Source organism: Geobacter pickeringii (assembly GCF_000817955.1).
GTDB classification, from domain to species: Bacteria; Desulfobacterota; Desulfuromonadia; order Geobacterales; family Geobacteraceae; genus Geobacter; species Geobacter pickeringii.
The window spans coordinates 1,101,082-1,118,196 of record NZ_CP009788.1; the positions used below are offsets into that span (position 1 = coordinate 1,101,082).

At 65.4% G+C, this 17,115-nt stretch carries 16 protein-coding genes and 1 riboswitch; of the genes, 9 read left to right on the forward strand and 7 right to left on the reverse strand.

The features are described from left to right. Nucleotides 1–125: 125 nt before the first annotated feature. Nucleotides 126–1,883: a right-handed parallel beta-helix repeat-containing protein gene (locus GPICK_RS05000; RefSeq protein ID WP_039741016.1), complete on the reverse strand. Its 1,758-nt coding sequence runs from the start codon at nucleotides 1,881–1,883 to the stop codon at nucleotides 126–128. A gap of 238 nt (nucleotides 1,884–2,121) precedes the next feature. Continuing rightward, nucleotides 2,122–2,211: riboswitch (cyclic di-GMP riboswitch) on the reverse strand. Between the two features lie 126 nt (nucleotides 2,212–2,337). Between GPICK_RS05000 and GPICK_RS05005 the strand changes: the two genes are divergently transcribed. The 5 genes from GPICK_RS05005 (at nucleotide 2,338) to GPICK_RS05025 (ending at nucleotide 7,249) form a co-directional block, all read left to right on the forward strand. Beyond that, nucleotides 2,338–3,240, forward strand: a complete 903-nt coding sequence (locus tag GPICK_RS05005; RefSeq protein WP_039741018.1) for a DUF2156 domain-containing protein — start codon at nucleotides 2,338–2,340, stop codon at nucleotides 3,238–3,240. Nucleotides 3,241–3,318: 78 nt separating this feature from the next. Next, nucleotides 3,319–4,983: an Ig-like domain-containing protein gene (locus GPICK_RS16575; protein WP_144400045.1), complete on the forward strand. Its 1,665-nt coding sequence runs from the start codon at nucleotides 3,319–3,321 to the stop codon at nucleotides 4,981–4,983. A gap of 20 nt (nucleotides 4,984–5,003) precedes the next feature. Beyond that, entirely contained in the window at nucleotides 5,004–6,086 is a 1,083-nt protein-coding gene (locus GPICK_RS05015) for a class I SAM-dependent methyltransferase (RefSeq protein ID WP_039741020.1), read from the forward strand. A 119-nt stretch (nucleotides 6,087–6,205) separates the two neighbouring features. Next, on the forward strand, nucleotides 6,206–6,691 hold the full coding sequence (locus GPICK_RS05020) for a YchJ family protein (protein ID WP_039741022.1): 486 nt from the start codon (nucleotides 6,206–6,208) through the stop codon (nucleotides 6,689–6,691). Nucleotides 6,692–6,838: 147 nt separating this feature from the next. Further along, nucleotides 6,839–7,249 carry a DUF309 domain-containing protein gene (locus tag GPICK_RS05025; protein ID WP_039741023.1) on the forward strand — a complete coding sequence of 137 codons (411 nt, stop codon included), beginning with the start codon at nucleotides 6,839–6,841 and terminating at the stop codon, nucleotides 7,247–7,249. Nucleotides 7,250–7,261: 12 nt separating this feature from the next. Here the strand turns inward: GPICK_RS05025 and GPICK_RS05030 are convergent, their stop codons facing one another. Then, the gene (locus GPICK_RS05030) at nucleotides 7,262–8,275 is read right to left on the reverse strand and encodes a ribonuclease Z (protein WP_039741025.1); all 1,014 of its coding nucleotides are present in this window, start codon (nucleotides 8,273–8,275) and stop codon (nucleotides 7,262–7,264) included. Between the two features lie 278 nt (nucleotides 8,276–8,553). Here GPICK_RS05030 and GPICK_RS05035 point away from each other — a divergent pair, with 278 nt between their 5' ends. From GPICK_RS05035 to GPICK_RS05045, 3 genes are all read left to right on the forward strand, one after another. Further along, on the forward strand, nucleotides 8,554–9,465 hold the full coding sequence (locus GPICK_RS05035; RefSeq protein ID WP_052263297.1) for a sensor histidine kinase: 912 nt from the start codon (nucleotides 8,554–8,556) through the stop codon (nucleotides 9,463–9,465). Nucleotides 9,466–9,518: 53 nt separating this feature from the next. Continuing rightward, on the forward strand, nucleotides 9,519–11,216 hold the full coding sequence (locus GPICK_RS05040) for an adenosylcobalamin-dependent ribonucleoside-diphosphate reductase (protein ID WP_039741027.1): 1,698 nt from the start codon (nucleotides 9,519–9,521) through the stop codon (nucleotides 11,214–11,216). Between the two features lie 218 nt (nucleotides 11,217–11,434). Next, nucleotides 11,435–11,773: a PilZ domain-containing protein gene (locus GPICK_RS05045; protein WP_039741028.1), complete on the forward strand. Its 339-nt coding sequence runs from the start codon at nucleotides 11,435–11,437 to the stop codon at nucleotides 11,771–11,773. Between the two features lie 35 nt (nucleotides 11,774–11,808). Here GPICK_RS05045 and GPICK_RS05050 read toward each other — a convergent pair whose 3' ends face one another. From GPICK_RS05050 to GPICK_RS05070, 5 genes are all read right to left on the reverse strand, one after another. Next, nucleotides 11,809–12,711 carry an alpha/beta fold hydrolase gene (locus GPICK_RS05050; protein ID WP_052263298.1) on the reverse strand — a complete coding sequence of 301 codons (903 nt, stop codon included), beginning with the start codon at nucleotides 12,709–12,711 and terminating at the stop codon, nucleotides 11,809–11,811. 16 nt (nucleotides 12,712–12,727) lie between these two features. Next, nucleotides 12,728–13,786, reverse strand: coding sequence for a PAS domain-containing protein (locus GPICK_RS05055; RefSeq protein WP_052263299.1), 1,059 nt, complete (start codon nucleotides 13,784–13,786; stop codon nucleotides 12,728–12,730). A 13-nt stretch (nucleotides 13,787–13,799) separates the two neighbouring features. Further along, complete coding sequence (locus GPICK_RS05060) at nucleotides 13,800–14,039, reverse strand: sulfurtransferase TusA family protein (protein ID WP_039741030.1); 240 nt, start codon at nucleotides 14,037–14,039, stop codon at nucleotides 13,800–13,802. Between the two features lie 32 nt (nucleotides 14,040–14,071). Next, on the reverse strand, nucleotides 14,072–15,193 hold the full coding sequence (locus GPICK_RS05065) for a YeeE/YedE family protein (RefSeq protein WP_039741032.1): 1,122 nt from the start codon (nucleotides 15,191–15,193) through the stop codon (nucleotides 14,072–14,074). Between the two features lie 127 nt (nucleotides 15,194–15,320). Continuing rightward, nucleotides 15,321–15,764, reverse strand: coding sequence for a tetratricopeptide repeat protein (locus GPICK_RS05070; RefSeq protein WP_039741034.1), 444 nt, complete (start codon nucleotides 15,762–15,764; stop codon nucleotides 15,321–15,323). Between the two features lie 158 nt (nucleotides 15,765–15,922). On the opposite strand from GPICK_RS05070, the gene sucC reads away from it, so the two are divergent. Then, nucleotides 15,923–17,083, forward strand: coding sequence for an ADP-forming succinate--CoA ligase subunit beta (gene sucC / locus GPICK_RS05075; RefSeq protein WP_039741035.1), 1,161 nt, complete (start codon nucleotides 15,923–15,925; stop codon nucleotides 17,081–17,083). Nucleotides 17,084–17,115: the final 32 nt, after the last annotated feature.

Here is a 17,115-nt window from a genome sequence, read left to right on the forward strand (position 1 = left end):
GGGCGCGGCCGGAAGAGAAGAAGGTCGGCCGCGCTCCCCGCAGATTCCGCTACCCAGTATGGGCCGTGTCAACCGTTTGTCAATCCGGCGGGAACCTCGACCATGAGGCACCGGGATGGCGTGCTTCAGTTGACGCTCACGATCCGCAATGACGTGGGAGCCGCCAGGGCCGGCGTCGCCGCGGTTTCATAGGCTCCCCGGTCGATGACCGGTGTCGCGCCTCCGTTGGCCGCGATGATTCTCGGATTCCCCGGCAGATCCAGGGTTCCCGCCAGCGGATTGTTGCTGCCGGAATCGATCGCCGGCGATGCCGCCTGGAGCGTAAAGTCGCCGCCGGCCCTCGCCGCGAAGAGCGGGTCGGCGTTCAGCGAGTGGGGATCCTGGCCGGTGGCGGCGATATACGCGCCGAGGGAGCGGTAATTGACGCCATAGGAGGTGGTTGACGTGACGGAGACCGCCACGCCGCCGCCAGCGCGGTAGAAGAGGTTGTAGTCCGAGCTGTTGCCGGTTGCCGCCACGGGATCGGCGTACATCACGAGGTCGGCCGTGCCGCTGTTGCTGATGATGTTGTTGAGCACCGTGTTGTTCTTGAGCTCAGGGTGCTCCGGGCGGGGCATGCCGTGGAGGACGATGCCGTAGCCGTTGCCGTCCACCGTGTTGTTGATGACCGTGACGCTGTTGGAGGCCGATACGTAGATTCCCTGGTTGGCGTTCCCCGCGATCAGGTTGTTGGCGATGAGCCCCTGATCGGAGATCTCGAACTCGATCCCCCGGGTGTTGTTCTTGAGCACGGAGCGCTCGATGGTCATGTTCTGGCAGGAGATGTCGATCCAGATCCCCGGTCCGCCGTTGGAGAGAGAGGTGTGCCGGGAGATGCGCACCCCGTTGCACGAGGTGGCGGCCTTGATCCCGCCGGACTGGTAGTAGACGTAGAACCCGCGGTAGTTGTTGGAGCTGGTCTCGTTACCGTCGAGTACGAGGTCCTGGGGGGGGCGCCCCGCGTAGGCGGCCCAGTTGTGGGCATTGTCCGAGCCGTTGATGGATATCCCCACGTCTCCGTTATGGTTGCAGACGTTGTTCAGGATCCGGTGCCCGTTCCCCGTGATGTTCAGGCCGGCGAAATCGCCGTAGGTGAAGGAGCAGTCGGCGATCACCCACGACTGCCCCGATACGTTCACCATCCCCATCATGTAGGGGACCGACGAGACGTTGGAATGGGAGAACTTCAACCCGTGGAGTTCGATGAAGCTCACGTCCGCCCCGGAGAGGATGGTGTTGCGGGTTGATGCCTCCATCGTGTGGCCGGCGGGGCTGGAGCCGTCAGCCAGCCGGACGTAGAGGATCTTCGCGGCCTGGTCGTAGTAGAAGGAGCCGGGGGGCATGTCGGCGGTGCCGGTCCCCGTCGGCGGCAGGATGGGGGTCGTTCCCCAGAAGATGGTGTTGAAGGGGGAGGTGGTGCCGATCTGCTGGAGGGGGACCCCGTCGGCGAAAACCTGCTGGCTGTTCACCGTCCAGCTCGACTTGCGCCAGATCGTGCCGCTGAAGGATTCCCACCCCGTTACCAGGTCCGATCCCTTCAGCTCCACGGTTGCCTCCGGCATGCCGCGGACGACGATGGGGTGACTGGCATCGGTGCCGCTTCGCGGCAGGTAGACGTACTCCCGGTAGGTGCCGGAGGAGACCCAGACCGTGTCGCCGGCGTTGGCCCGGGACGCCCCTGTCGACACCGTTTTCAGCGGCAAGGCCTGGGTGCCGGGATTGGCATCGCGGGCCTGCGGATTATTGGTGTCGACATAGATGTCCGTGGCGCCGGCCCCCCCTGCCGCCAGTGCCACGAAGAGGATGGTGACTGCTCCAATGACTGCCTTACGAAAACTCCCCATGATGCGACTCCTTTTTTGTTTCGATGGCGTCCGCTGCGGCCGTGGGGAAGCGGATGGATCATCGCGGCAGCGGATGGGCGGCAGAACGCATCACGGGGGGGACGTGGCAGGCACGAGGGGAACATGAGACGGGGACGAGACAGAGGGGAGTTCGAAGCAGCGTCCAGCATGGTGTGGTGGCGGCCGGCACCCCCCGAAGGCATTCAATGCGAACGGCATCCCGTGGTGGTGTCCTGCGCCTGGCAACCCTGCCGCCATATCACGATTCGCGTGACGTAGGCCGTCGGCTTTGCGTCCCACCCTTTAGGATGGTTTGCCTTTTTCTGTTTTGATACTGTGATAGTGATAAAACCTGTTTGTTACCTTACCATATAACCTTGTAAAATTGTTGTTGTTTATGGTGAGAGTCTTCTCAGTCTTTTGGCGCCGGAGGTATCGATGGTATACTCACCTCATGGAGACCCCGACCAATATCCCCGACTACCCCGCGGCACGTCCGCTGGCGCTCACCGACAAGCCGTTGCTGGATGCCGTCTTTGCCCTGCTCCAGCCGCGGGTTTCCGAGCTTACCTTCGCCAACCTCTACCTCTTCCGTGCCCCCCACGCCTATCGGCTGACCATGGTGGGCGATGCGGTCGTGGTAATCGGCCAGGGGTACGACGGCGCGCCATACTTCCTTCCCCCCCTCACCGGCACCGTCTCCGTTGCGACACAGACCCTGCTCGATGACGGCATGACCCTCTACGGTGCCGACGGGGAGTTCGTCGAGCGCCATCTCGCCGGCGGCGGGTATCAGGTCACGGAGGACCGGGACAGTTTCGACTACCTCCACCGGCGGCAGGAGTTGGCCGAGCTCCCCGGCAACCGCTTCCACAAAAAAAGAAACCGGATCAGTTACTTTGCCGTCCGGCATCCCTACACCGTGGAACTCTACCGCGAGGGGTTCCGGGAGGATTGCCTGAACCTCCTGCAAGAGTGGCACCGGGTTCGAACGGAGATGGGAAGTTCCTCCGTCGATCCGGAAACGGCGGCCGCGGAGGAGGCTCTGGCCCTGGCCGGCGGCCTGGGGCTCGAAGGGGTGGTGGTACTGGTGGAGGGGAGGGTGGCCGCTTTTGCCCTCGGCGAACGGCTCAACCGCCAGACGGCGGTCTGTCACTTCGAGAAGGCCGATCCCTTCATGGAGGGGGCTGCGCAGCTCGTGGACCGCGAGTTCAACCGGCTCCTGTTCACCGACTGCACCTGGACCAACCGCGAGCAGGACCTGGGAGTGCCGGGGCTGCGGGACGCCAAGCTCTCCTACCATCCGGCGGAGTTGGTCAGGAAGTTCCGGGTGCGGCGCCTGCCGCTGCAGGCTTAAGATTAATGCCGTGCAATCCAGCGGTGTCCTGTGGTATCACCTAAAGATTGTGAACGATTCTGCAGGGGGAGGTCTGGGATGAGGCGCTCCGTTTTTGCACCAATCATGGTTCTTTGGCTGGTCGGGAGAGGGGCTCCGGTGTTTGCCGCCGACTGGACCCTTGCCAGCGGGAATTCCACGGTGGTTCTCAACGACTCATCACTTCCCGGATCGAGCCCCGGCGTCTATTCCTGGATGCTCGACAACGCCGAACGGATGAACCAGCAGGCGTTCTACTGCCGGGTCGGAACCACATCGCCCGAGGTGAAGGTGAGCGGCGATGCGCTTGATTCCACGGCTCCCTTCACCGTTGCCGTCAGCAACCAGACTGCTTCTTCCGTGACCCTGACCTTTACCGAAAAGGCCGGCCGGTTCACGATGGCCGTGACCTACGATCTGGCCGGCGGTGGTGCCGGGACGGGGCGGTCGACGCTCACCAAGAAGGTGGTCATCACCAACCTCACGACGGCTCCCCTGGACTTTCACCTTTTCAGCTATTCGGATTACGATCTCAAGACCGGCGCCTATCTCTTCGAGAACGCGACGATCGCCAACGGCAGGGCGTACCAATCCAGCTTCGCCACCGCCACCGACGCGATCGGTGCCGGGACGACGCTCGTGGAGGGTGCAACGCTCCCCCCCAGCCGCTACGGCGTCGACAACGCCCAGTTCCTGGGCTCCCTGGCCAACGGAGCCACCCCGTACAACCTCGACAATTTTGCGGGACCCTACACCGTAGCCGGCGGCGCCTTCGATAACGGCGACAAGCAGTTCGCCCTCCAGTGGGACCTGACCATCGACCCCGCGACGCCGACCTCCCTTGCGATCACCGACGAATTTTACCCGACCAAGGCACCTTACTTCGCCAAGAGCACAACCGGCAGCTGCGTCTCCTACGGTCAGACCTTCACCACCACCTCTGCGTTCGACAACACCCGCAACACAGCCACCCCCCTCGATAACGTTCAGGTATCCGAAAAACTCCTCCCCAACATATCCCTTGCGTCGGCGACGAACGGGGGAACCTACGATGCCGCCACCGGCACCGTGAACTGGAGCATCCCTCAGCTTGCAGCCGGTGCGGTGCAGCAGACGGTGGAGGGGACGTTTCTGGTAAATTCTGCCGCGGATTTCACCATGGCGTCCCAACTCGTCTGCAACGAGGCGTTTCCGTCCCGCACCAGCGCGACGCTGACGCTCTGCAACCATCCGCCGGTCATCGCGTCGGTCACGTCGCTTTCCGGTTTCGTGATGGAGGCCCAGCCGGCCTCGTGGCAGATCAACGCCAGCGACCGGGACCCCGGAACAACCCTTTCCTATACCCTTCCCAAGGCTCCGCCGGGGATGACGGTTTCCCCTGCCGGCGTCATCTCCTGGACCCCCTTCTCTCCCTTCATCGGCACCGTCCCGGTGACGGTGGCGGTGAGCGACGGCGCCCTTGTCGCCACGAAGGATGTTACCATCTATGTCTATCCCGGCCCCCACTCGGGCGATCTGAACCACGACCGGCAGGTGACCGTCGCCGACGTCATCCTGGCCCTCAGGGTGGCGGTGGGACTTCAGACGCCGACGCCTGACCTGCTGGCGGAGGGAGACGTCTACCCCCTGGTGAACGGCAAACCGACCCCCACCCCGAAGGGGGCGATCACCATTCAGGATGTACTGCTGATTCTCAAGAAAGCCCTGAACCTCATGACATGGTAGAGTGACGGGACCTGCAACCGATGAACGACGATATCCGCCGGCACTACGAGCGCTACCCCTATCCCCGCTATCCCCTCCTGGCGTCGGTGCGCCCCTGCGACACCTACGCCCTGAACCTCGATTCTCTCTACGCCCGCTTCAACGGCGTCCTGCCGCCTGCGGCCGCCCGGCGCATCCTCCTGGCCGGGTGCGGAAGCTTTTCCCCCTATCCGACTTCCGTCGCCAACCCCGGCGTGCCGATCACCGCCCTGGACCTTTCCCGGGCGAACCTGCGGCGGGCGAGGCTCCATGCCCTCCTCCACGGCCGCTTCGGCATCGGTTGGGAGCGGGGTGACATCCTCGATCCGGCAGCGGCCTCGGGGGAGTACGGATTCATCGACTGCTTCGGGGTGCTCCACCATCTGGAGGAGCCGCTGGCGGGGTTGCGGGCGCTGGAGCGACGGCTGGCGCCGGGGGGGATTCTCCGGATCATGGTCTATGCCCGGGGGGCGCGGCGGGGGGCCGAGTCGATCCGCAAGGCGCTGCGGCTGCTGGGGGTGAAGGATGTGCCGGCGGTGAAGCGCCTCCTGCGGCGCGCCGACCGGGATTCCCGGTTTGGGAGTTACGTAAGTGACGCGCCGGAACTCTCCTTCGAGAGCGGCATCGCCGATGCCCTGCTCCACCCCCGGGCGCGGACCTACCGGATCGACGAGCTGATGGCGCTGGTGGGGGAGAGCTCCCTCCGGCCGCTCCTCTTCGCGCACCGCGGGGCCCTGCCCGATGTCCCGGCGGAGGTGGAGCGGCTGCGGCAGCTGGCGGCAGGGGGGGACGACGAGCCGAACTTCGTCCTCTACCTCGGCCGGGAGACCGCCGGCGGCTGCGGCCTGGCCCCCGATGCCTCCCTCATGCTCAATCCGGCGCTCCGCTCCTGCGTCGGGAGGCTGCGGATCGCCCGGGACGTGATCCCCCCGCGCCTCGGCCGCCCCAATCCTCCCCTTGGCTTCGGGGAGAAGCGCTTCCTGCGGCGGTTTGTCCGGCCGGTGCCGGTTGCAGCACTCTCAACCGTGGAGCGGGAGCGGGTCGGGCCGTTTCTCGACGCGCTCTTTCTGGTGCCGTTCCGTTGAAAGGGGGCACCTGCTAAACGGTTGACACGGAGTGGGATGGCACGGTATGTATTACTCCCGGCGCCCGCCGCCATCTGGAAGCGTGGGGTGCCGATCACAACAAATACGAGGAGTTACCCATGACGACCTTATGCCCCTGCGGCACCGGCAAGAGTTTCGGCGACTGCTGCGAACCGCTTGTTACCGGAGCGCGCGCGGCCCTCACCGCCGAGGAGCTGATGCGCTCCCGCTACTCCGCCTATGCCACGGTTGCGACCGGCTACATCTTCGAGACCACCCACCCCGACCACCGCGCCGATTTCGACGAGAAGGGGACCCGGCAGTGGGCCGAGAGCTCCCAGTGGGAGGGACTGGAGATCGTCGCCACGCAGGCCGGCGGCCCCGACGATACCGCGGGGAAGGTGGAGTTCGTCGCCCGCTACCGTGACGGCGAGGTGCGGCGGACCCACCACGAGCTTGCCGAGTTCGCAAAGCTCGACGGCGCCTGGTACTTCGTGGATGGTGTCGGCGTCAAGTCCCGCCCCGCCACGAGCACCAAGGTGGGACGCAACGATCCGTGCACCTGCGGCAGCGGCCAGAAGTACAAGAAGTGCTGCGGCAAGTGATCCCCCTCCGTTTCTCCCCGGCACCGCGCCTTCCCGGCGTGGTGCCGGGGTCGAGCTTTCCCCCGGTTTTTCCCTTCCTTGCAAAAGTGCCATCTCCTGGTATCTCCTCAGTATGATCGACGTGACCGTGTACCGAAGGGGATGGCCATGAACGACGGATTTTGCGACGAGAGCTGTGCCGGCCCGCCGCCGGAGGAGTTGCGGCGGGGGATCGAGGAGTTCAACCGGGGGGAGTGGTTCGACTGCCACGAAACGTTGGAGGAGCTCTGGGCCGGCGAGCAGCGTGCGGTGCGCTCCCTCTACCAGGGGGTTCTGCAGGTGGCGGTGGCGCTCCACCACTGGCGCGAAGGGAATTACCGCGGGGCGCTCTTCCTGCTCGATTCCGCCGCGCGTCTGCTGGATCAGGTGGCGCCGGTCTGCCGGGGGGTGGATGCCGCTGCCCTGGCGGAGTCGGCCCGAAAGATCCACGAAACCCTCGTGCACCTGGGGGCGGAGCGGATGGAGGAACTGGACCGAAGCCTCATTCCCCGCATCAGCCTCGCCGATTCGCCACGCTGACCCCTTCCCGCCTCATCCCTCGTCATTGAACGCTTCCGCCACCTCCCGCCGCACCGCTTCTTCCCTATCCCGATACTTCGGCGAGAAATGAAACGGAATCACCCGGGCGGCACCGGCACGCCGGCCGAGCTCGCCGGCCAGCCGGGCGGTGAGGTGGCGTCGTTCGCCCGCCCGCTCCGCCTCGTGGTGGAGAAACGTCGTCTCGATGAAGAGATGGTCCGCTCCCCCCGCCAGGGCGACGATCGCCTCCCCGTTTTCCCGCGTCGGGGCGGCGTCGGTCACGTAGGCGACCTTCTGGCCGGCGACGACGCGGGCGACCTGCCGCCGCAACTCGCCCAGCGAAAGGGTCCGCTCCCGCCAGCCGTCCCCCTCCCGCCATCGGGCCGTCACCGCTTCCCCATCCTCATTTCCGGCCAGGATCGCCCGTTTCAGCTCCTTCAGCCACGCCCCCGTCGGCAATCCCAGTTCGTCCAGCCGGTTCTTCATGATGTTCACGTGGTTCTTCTCCTCCAGGGCGAAGGCGAGGCAGGGGATGCCGTGGTCGAGGAATGCGGCCCGCACCAGAAAACCCTCCTCGTCGAGGATGACACCCTCCTCATGGCGGCCGTGGCGTTCGCCTTCCGGCGCGAACATCTTCCGGCAGCGGAACGAATCGGTCAGGAAGGTGCCGTCGACGTGGAGTTCGGTGGCGACGACGGTGAAGTCGGTGGGGTAGCTCTCGACGAGATTCCAGGTATAGCCGGCGAGCCGGTGCCCCACCTGGCCGACGAAGCCGGGGGGGCCGAAGAGGTGGAGCTCCTTTTCCCGGCCGAGGCAGAGCCGCACCAGCCGGTCGAAGCCGATGAAGTGGTCCACATGGGTGTGGGAGACGAAGATATGGGAGATGCGGAGCACCTTCCGCGGCGAGAGGGGGGTGATGTCGCCCAGGTCGAAGAGGAGGGCGCGCCGCTCGAAGAGAAAGTCGACATAGAGCGCCGGGTCGTCGAAGGGGCCGTTCACGAGACTCGGGTGAAACTGCGGTGTCATGGAATCGCTCCCGCGGGGATTTCACCCAGTGTACCACGGCGGACTGAAAAAGCAGGGGGGAGCCGGTTCTGAACGGGACGGTCCTCCACGGCCAAACTGGCATGTATTATGTATGTTGTTTAATTTGCCTTGACGTGAATGGAAGCGGAAGTCCCGCATCGTGCGGGGTGGCGGCGGCGTTCACCTCGGCTGCAATGCAAAGGGGGAGATCCATTCCAGTGCCAAAAGACGGAATAGCACGACGAAAAAGGGCAGAGTCCCTGGTCTTCGCGACCCTCATGCTGCTCTCATTGTTTTGGCTGATCGACACGGTTTATGACACGGTCGTCGTCAGGATGAACTTTGTCCGCGACAGGGGGATGCCGCATCTGCTGGAGGTTGGCACCCACTTCGTCCTCTTCGGCGTCCAGATGCTCCTCATCATGTATGTCTGGCGTCACGTCCGCGCGAGCAGGCGACTGGAGGAGGAGATCCGGCAGCTCAATGCCGCACTGGAGCGGCGGGCGGCCGACCTGGCGGCGAAGAACCGCGAACTGGAGGCGTTCAGTTACTCCCTCTCCCACGACCTCAATACCCCCCTCACCAAGGTCTCCGTTGCCGTGCAGACGCTTCAGGACAGCTATGGCGAGCGCCTCGACGACACCGGCCGGTTTTTTGTCCGGAGCATCGTCGAGGGGAGCGAGCGGATGGAGCAGCTGATCGATGCCATGCTGGTCCTGTCGCGGGTGGCCCGCCGCGAGCTGCGCCGCGACGAGGTCGATCTGAGTGCACTGGCGGCGGAGGTTGCCAGCGAGCTGCGCCAGGCCGAGCCGCAGCGGCAGGTGGAGCCCGTGATCGCCTCCGGCCTCTCGGCAACGGGGGACCCGGCGCTGCTCCGGGTGGCGCTCCACAACCTCTTCGCCAACGCCTGGAAGTACACCCGCCGCGCTCCCGAACCGCGGGTGGAGTTCGGCGCCCTGGTGAACGACGGGACCACGACCTATTTCGTCCGCGACAACGGCGCCGGCTTCGATATGAAGGATCTCGGCCGGCTCTTCAAGCCGTTCCAGAGGCTCCACGACCAGGAGGAGTTCCCCGGCACCGGCATCGGGCTCGCCACGGTGCAGCGGATCATCGAACGGCACGGCGGAACCATCACCGCCCACAGCATGCCGGACCACGGCGCCACCTTCACCTTTACTCTCCGGTAGTTACCCCTCACCCCGCCACAGAGTTTTCCGAAAAGTGCAGTATACTCTCTTCCATGGAACTCACGGCAAACGCCCTCAGAGTGCTCCGGGCCCGCTATCTGCTGAAAGATGCCGACGGGCGGGTCGTGGAGACCCCGGCGGAGATGTTCGGCCGCATCGCCCGCACCGTTGCCGCGGTCGAGCCCCGCTACGGCGGCGATACCGCCCGGTGGGAAGAGCGGTTCTTCGAACTTGTCTCCGATCTTCGCTTCCTCCCCAACTCCCCCACCATCATGAACGCCGGCAAGCCTTCCGGCCAGCTGGCCGCCTGCTTCGTCCTCCCGGTGGAGGATTCGATGCAGGGGATCTTCGATACCCTCAAGAACGCCGCCCTCATCCTCCAGAGCGGCGGCGGCACCGGTTTCTCCTTCTCGCGGCTGCGCCCCCGGGCCGACATCGTCCGCTCCACCGGCGGCATTGCCAGCGGTCCGGTCTCCTTTATGAAGATCTACAACACCGCCACCGACGTCATCAAGCAGGGAGGGGCGCGGCGGGGGGCGAACATGGGAATCCTGCGGGTCGACCACCCCGACGTCCTCGACTTCATCCGGGTGAAGCGGGCCGCCGCCGAGCTGGCCAACTTCAATATCTCGGTGGCCGCCACCGACGCGTTCATGACGGCGGTGCTCGACGACCGGGAGTACGGCCTCGTCAACCCCCGCACCGGCAGGGAGGCGGGGCGGCTCCGGGCCCGGGAGGTCTTCGCCGAGATCGCCACGAGCGCCTGGGAGAGCGGTGATCCGGGGCTCGTCTTCATCGACCGGATCAACGCGGCGAACCCCACGCCGCTCCTCGGTCCCTTCGAGAGCACCAACCCCTGCGGCGAGCAGCCGCTCCTCCCCTACGAGGCGTGTGTCCTCGGCTCCCTGGACCTCTCCCGCTTCGTGCGGGAGGGCGAGATCGACCGCACCCTCCTTTCCGCCGATATCCGCACGGCGGTCCGGTTCCTCGACGACACCATCGACGCCAGCGTCTACCCGCTCCCCGCCATCGAGGCGATGCACACGGGGAACCGCAAGATTGGCCTCGGCGTCATGGGGTGGGCCGACACCCTCATCCTCCTCGGCATCCCCTACAATCACCGGCGGGCCTTCGCCCTGGCCCGGGAGACGATGCGCTTCGTGAGTGACACGGCCCGGGCCGCGTCGGCCGCCCTGGCGGGGGAGCGGGGAGCCTTCCCGAATTTCGGCGGGAGCATCTACGATGGGCCGGGGATGCCGCGGCTGCGCAACGCCACCGTCACCACCATCGCCCCCACGGGGACGCTGGCCACCATCGCCGACTGCTCCAGCGGCATCGAGCCGCTCTTTGCCGTGGCCTACAAGCGGCTTGTCCTCGACACGGAACTCTCCGAGGTCAGCCGGCACTTTGTCCGGATGGCGCGGGAGCGCGGTTTTTATTCGGAGGAGCTGATGCGGGAGGTGGAGCGGCGGGGGAGCGTGGGGCGGGTGACGGGGGTGCCGGCGGAGGTGAAGCGGCTCTTCCGCACCGCCCTGGAGATCCCCCCAGAGGACCACATCGAGATGCAGGCAGCCTTCCAGGAGTTCACTGACAACGCCGTCTCCAAGACCATCAACCTCCCCCGCCGCGCCACGCCGCAGGAGGTGGAGCGGGCGTTTCTCCGCGCCTACGCCCGCGGGTGCAAGGGGATCACCGTCTTCCGTTACGGCTCGAAGCGGGGAACCCTCGTGAAGTTCGCGGATGTGGACTGATTCTGATGAATGGCGTGCTTTCCCTAAGAGCGAGGGATAGTCAAACCCTCTCCCGGCGGGAGAGGGTGGCCGAAGGCCGGGTGAGGGGAGTGCGTGGGATGGGCCAGAATGCACTGAGGCGGACCGGAGGGGAAGGAAGCCCGTTTTTTTGCGTGTAGACGCCATAAAGCTGTGCTAGCATACGCCGATAGCCATTTTACCGGTGAGCGGAGGCCAGCATGGCGGACAAGCGGGACATCACGAGACACAAGAAACGGCTGTCGCTCCGTTTCGGAACCGACCAGCCGAGCCGGCTCGCCTTCACCGAGGATGTCTCGGCCCACGGCCTCTTCATCAAGACCACCAACCTCTGCCCCCCCGGTACCCGCATCCAGATCGAGCTGACCCTGCCGGGGGACGAATCGGTCTTCTGCGAGGGTATGGTCCGGTGGACCAAGAAAGTCCCCCCCCAGGTGATCCATCTGGTGAAAAAGAGCGGCATGGGGATCCAGATCATGAAGTTCATTGCCGGCGAAGAGGCGTTCCGCCATTTCATCGCCGAGCTCCACGCCAGGTAGCGACACACCCCCGCGGTTGCCGCTTCCCCCACTCATTATCTCTCCGCCGTTTCCTTTTCGTCCCCGCCCAGAAAATCCGCAATCGCCCCGTAGGTCTCCCGCGGCCGTTCCTCGTGGGGGTTGTGGCCGCATTCCGGGATGATCGCGAGCCGTGCCCCCGGAATCTCCCGCTGCAGCCGCTTTCCGTTTGCCAGCCGGATGATCCGGTCTTCGCTCCCCCAGATGATGAGGGTCGGTACCGCTATCTCGCGAAACCGGGCGACGACCCCCTGGTAGCCGTCGCGGTCCAGCTCCTGCACGGTCCGGATCAGCACCCGGGCCATGCCGCTCCGGCCGAAGCACCCCTCGTAGCGCCTGATCCGCTCGGGCGTGATGGCGCGCTCGTCGTGGAACACCGCGCGGAGCGAGGCGAGGACCAGTGTCCGGAGCGGGAGCAGCGCCATGCCGAGACGGCCGATCAGCGGAATCTTCAGCCAGCGCATGAAGCGGGGAAGCCGCTGGGGATAGGCGGCGCAGTCGAGGAGGATGAGGCGGGAGACGAGGCGCGCCCGCCCCTCCGTCATCGCCCTGAGGAGGGCCAGGAGGGCGATGCCGCCGCCGAGGGAGTGCCCCACAAGCACGGCTCCGTCGACCGCCACCGCCTCCATGAAGGAGAGGAGCACGGCGGCCTGCTCCTCCGGTGCGTAGGAGCCCCTCCGCGGTTTGGAGGAGAAGCCGAACCCCTTGAGGTCCATGAGGTAGAGGGTGAAGCGGTGCGGCGGGAAGAGAGGAACGATGTCGTCCCAGGTGGTAAGGGCGGCGGCGAAACCATGGACGAAGAGCACCGGCTGGGGGCCGGTGCCATGGAGTCGGTAACGGATCACCGTCCCGGGGGAGTGGGTGAAGAAGCGGTCGGCGGAAAGGCTGCCGGTGGGAGATGGCGACCGGGGGACCGTCATGGGGCTTGTGCCGCGGTCAGGAGCCGTTCCGCACGAAGGAGGGGATGCTCCGGGGGGGATCTTCAGCGAGCGCACCGGTCGCAGCCAGGCGGAAGATGCCGCAGGTCGCGCAGGGCCTTCCGTTTCGGAAGCTGCAGGAAACCGATCCCTCCAGCGTCACGGGGGTTCCGTCCTTCGAGACGAGGGTCAGGGTGGTCTGTTCGGGCCGGCTCCCCTGGAGGAGACGGATGAACAGCTCCCGGCAGTGGGGGTGGGAGTCGGGGTGGACGATGTCGAATACCGACAGGAGTGCAATCTCGTCCTCAGAGTAACCGAGGGCCTCGCGCCACGCCCGGTTCACGTAGATGAGCGACCCGTCGGGGGCGACACTCTGGAAGAGCTCGGCGGAGCTGTCGAGGATCAGCTGGTAGATCCCTTCCTTGTCCCGGAGCGCCTCGAGCATCCGCTTCTGTTCGGTAATCTCGTTGTAGATGAGAACCATCTGTTTCACGTCGCCGAAGCGGTCCTTGAGGGGGGAACCGCTCACGTTGAACCAGCGTCCCCTGCACTCCAGATCGTCCAGGTGCTCGGGGCGTCTGCTCCGCATGATCTTGTTGAACAGGCACTCCCGGGAGGGGACGGTGTCCCCGCAGATGAGCTCCGCGCACTTTCTGCCGCGCAACTCCTCGCCGTCCAGGGCGAAGATCTCCCGCGCCCGGGAGTTGAAGGCCTGGATCCGCATGGTGTTGTCGATGACGAGGATCGCCGCGCCGGCACAGTCGAAGACCCCCTGGATCTCGTCGTGGGCCAGAGACAACTCCACGTTCATCTCCTTGAGGTGTTCGAGGATCTGTTCGAACGATTGGCAGACGATGCCGATGGGGTCGGTCTCGATGAGGCTGGCGTTGTCGAGCTCTTCGTGGCGCAGGGGAAGGGTCCCGATGGTGGTCAGCAGCTGGTTGGTCTTCTCGCGGATGTAGCCGGTGGCCCTCCGCTCGCGCTCGGCAAGCTCCGCGTTTTCCCGCGTGAGCCGCCGGATCTCGGCGGTCCCGAAGGGATCGCCGAGAAGCGTTTCAAGAACTTTTACGAACCCCATCTGCGTCTCCCTTCTATTCCGTCCGGCCGACGGTCACGAGGTAGTGCCCCGCTTCCTTCGTCACGCGGACATGGTAGCCCATGCTTCCCGCCGTTTCGGGGATGGTGATGGTGGCGTCCCGGTTGTCGGTCAGAAAGGCCACCCGGCACTTTCCCTCTCTGAGGGCGTTCCGATACCGGTTGATCTCCCTGAGGGCCGTCAGGAGTGTGGAGGGGCAGACCTGCCCCCGGATGTCGAATTCGATCGTTTCCATGCGCTGTCCTGTCTGAATAAGTACGCTCCGAACTATCGCTTCGTGACAAAACGGGTAAGGATGACTCCTCCCAGCCACGCCCCGGGGAGCAGTCCGCCGGTGAACAGGATGCTCTGCCAGGCCAGGATCGGCACCCCTCCCGCCAGGTGCCAGATGTTGCACGAGGGAGCCATGCGCGCCGCCACCCCCATGACGGTTCCCCCCGCCAGAGCCGAAAGGTAGTGGCGGGCGGGGAGGCGGACGTAGAGCCGGAACTCGCCGATGAGAAGCGCCGAAAGGGCGCTCCCCCCGACGATGCCGGCAATGACCGGGATCTGCACAAGGGCCAGGGCGTCCGTGACCGGTGCCGGTCCTCCCCGCAGCGGCACGTGCCCCAGGGGGGTAACGGCAGCGAGGTCGAGGGGAAGGGTACGGAAATACCCCGCACCCTCGACCCAGCCGGGAATCCAGAGCGATGCCAGCCAGGCCCCCCCCTTGGCGTAGGAGGTGGTGATGCCGAGCGGCATGGTGGTGGCTACGGCGGAACAGAGCCCGATGACCGCCAGGATCAGCGCCGCTTTCCACGGCTGCAGATATCCTTCTACGATCGCCGGCCGGCTCCAGAGCCCCTTGCGCCGCCAGTGGAGAAAGAGGAGCGCCGCCGCTGCGGCAAGGGGGACGATCACCCGGTACGGCTCGACGCCGGCCAGACGGGGGATCGTCACATCGAGGGCCGGCAGGGCGGTGGCATCGGCGAACCGTTTCCACCAGGGGTGAATCGCGGCGAACAGGGCGCTTCCCGTTACCAGCCCGACCAGGGCCGCCACCGCCGTCACGCTTCCGGCACCGGCCCGGTACAGGGTCCCCGCGACGCACCCTCCCGCCAGCACCATGCCGATGCCGAAGGCGAATCCCCCCGCCAGATTGGCCACCGACGGGGTACCGAGGAGCGGGAAGGGATAGAGGGGGAGCCACCCCGCAAGCCGCGCCACCTCGAACAGCACCATGCTCGCCGTCACGAGAAGGAGGAGCGGGCGGAGCATGACGGTGCGCCGAAAGAGAAAGATATCCCGGAATGCTCCCGCCATGCAGAAGTCGGCGCGGTGCATCGCAAAACCCGCGACTCCACCGAGGAGCAGTCCCATGGCTATGAGGGGGAGATTCGCGGGGAACACCCGATCGTACTCCTCTGACGTATCAATTGTCCCCTATTCATATCGGCATGAGCGCGGGTACACTTTACGAATTTTCTCCGGCTCCTGCTCGTTATCTCCAGATAACTGACCATGGCGGTGACCTCCGTTACCTGAGCCGCAACTTCGCCAGGATGATGCCGAGATATTTGTTGAGAGGGTGCTCGCGCCCGAGGAACCCGAGGAGCGGTGGTTTGCGGAGGCCGAGGCGGCGCAGTTCCGCCTCGATGTGGGGATTCCTTTCGTAGAGCATCCCCTGGCGGAAGAGCCGGATGGCATCGGTTCTCCGTCCCGCCAGCAGGTGGATCCTCCCCAGGTTGAGGTAATGGGAGGAAGAGCGGGGGTCTTTCCGGATCGCTTCCTCGCAGATCCTGATGGCGTGATCGACCTGCTGCCGCTCCCGGGCCAGGCAGTAGGCGAGATAGGTCCAGGCCACGGGGGTGCTCCGCAGCTTCACCGCCTGTTCGAGGCATTCGAGGGCGAGGGTGGTGTTGCCGCCATTGGCGGCCTTGATTCCGCGGGCGACGAGCCCGTCGACGTCGGTGCCGGTCACGGCTCCCTCCCGTTCGATAATCTGGTAGTATAGTAGAGGCTGCGGCAGGCTCTGTAAACTGTTTTGTCGGGATATGCGGTCCGAACAAAATGTCTTACCGATCCGTTTTAATTTATGGTATACATAAAAAACTTTACTACCACTAAAAGGGGGGTAGCATGAACATCCACGAATACCAGGCGAAGGAAATCCTGAGCTCCTACGGCATCCCGGTGCCGCGGGGGCGGGTGGCGCTCACGTCCGACCAGGTCGAGCGCGCCGCCAAGGAGATGGGGGGGCGCTGCGTCATCAAGGCCCAGATCTACGCGGGGGGGCGCGGCAAGGCGGGGGGAGTGCGGCTCGTCCATCACCCGGAGCAGGCCCAGGATTACGGCAAGGAGCTCTTCGGCAAGCGGCTCGTGACCCCCCAGACCGGCGCCGAGGGGCTGAAGGTCCGCCGGATTCTCGTGGAGGAGGCGGTGGAGATCGCCCGGGAGTTTTACCTCTCCATCACCCTCGACCGCGCCACTTCGCGCTACTGCCTCATCGCCTCCGCCGAGGGGGGGGTGGATATCGAGGAGGTGGCCCAGAAATCCCCCGAGAAGATCCACGTCCTCACCATCGACCCGTACACCGGGCTCCGTCCCTACCAGGCCCGCAAGATCGCCCTGGCCCTGGGGCTCTCCGGTAGCCTCTGCGAGGATTGCGTGGAGCTGATGCTCAACCTCTACAAGGTGGTCCTGGAGAAGGACTGTTCCCTGGTGGAGATCAACCCCCTCGTCGTCACCAGGGCGGGATGGCTCATGGCGATGGACGCCAAGATCAACTTCGACGACAACGCCATCTTCCGCCACCGCGAATATCCCGACATGATGGATTATTCCCAGCTCGACACCCTGGAGATCAACGCCGGCAAGTATGATCTCTCCTACATCAAGCTTACCGGCAACATCGGCTGCATGGTGAACGGCGCCGGCCTCGCCATGGCGACCCTCGACGTCCTGAAGGAATATGGCGGCGAGCCGGCCAACTTCCTCGACGTCGGCGGCGGGGCGACCCGCGAGAAGGTTGCCGAGGCGTTCAAGATCATCCTGGAGGATGACGACGTGAAAGGGGTCTTCGTCAACATCTTCGGCGGGATCATGCGCTGCGACGTCATCGCCCAGGGGATCATCGAGGCGGCCTCCGAGGTCCACTGCACCCTCCCCATCGTCGTCCGGATGGACGGCAGCAAGGTCGAGGAAGGGAAGCAGCTGCTGGTGGAATCGGGGCTCAACGTCCAGACCGCCGACAACCTCGGCGAAGGGGCGGAGCGGATCGTCAAGATGCTGGTGGGATAGGGTCCCCCTACAACTTCAAGCCACGGAGAATC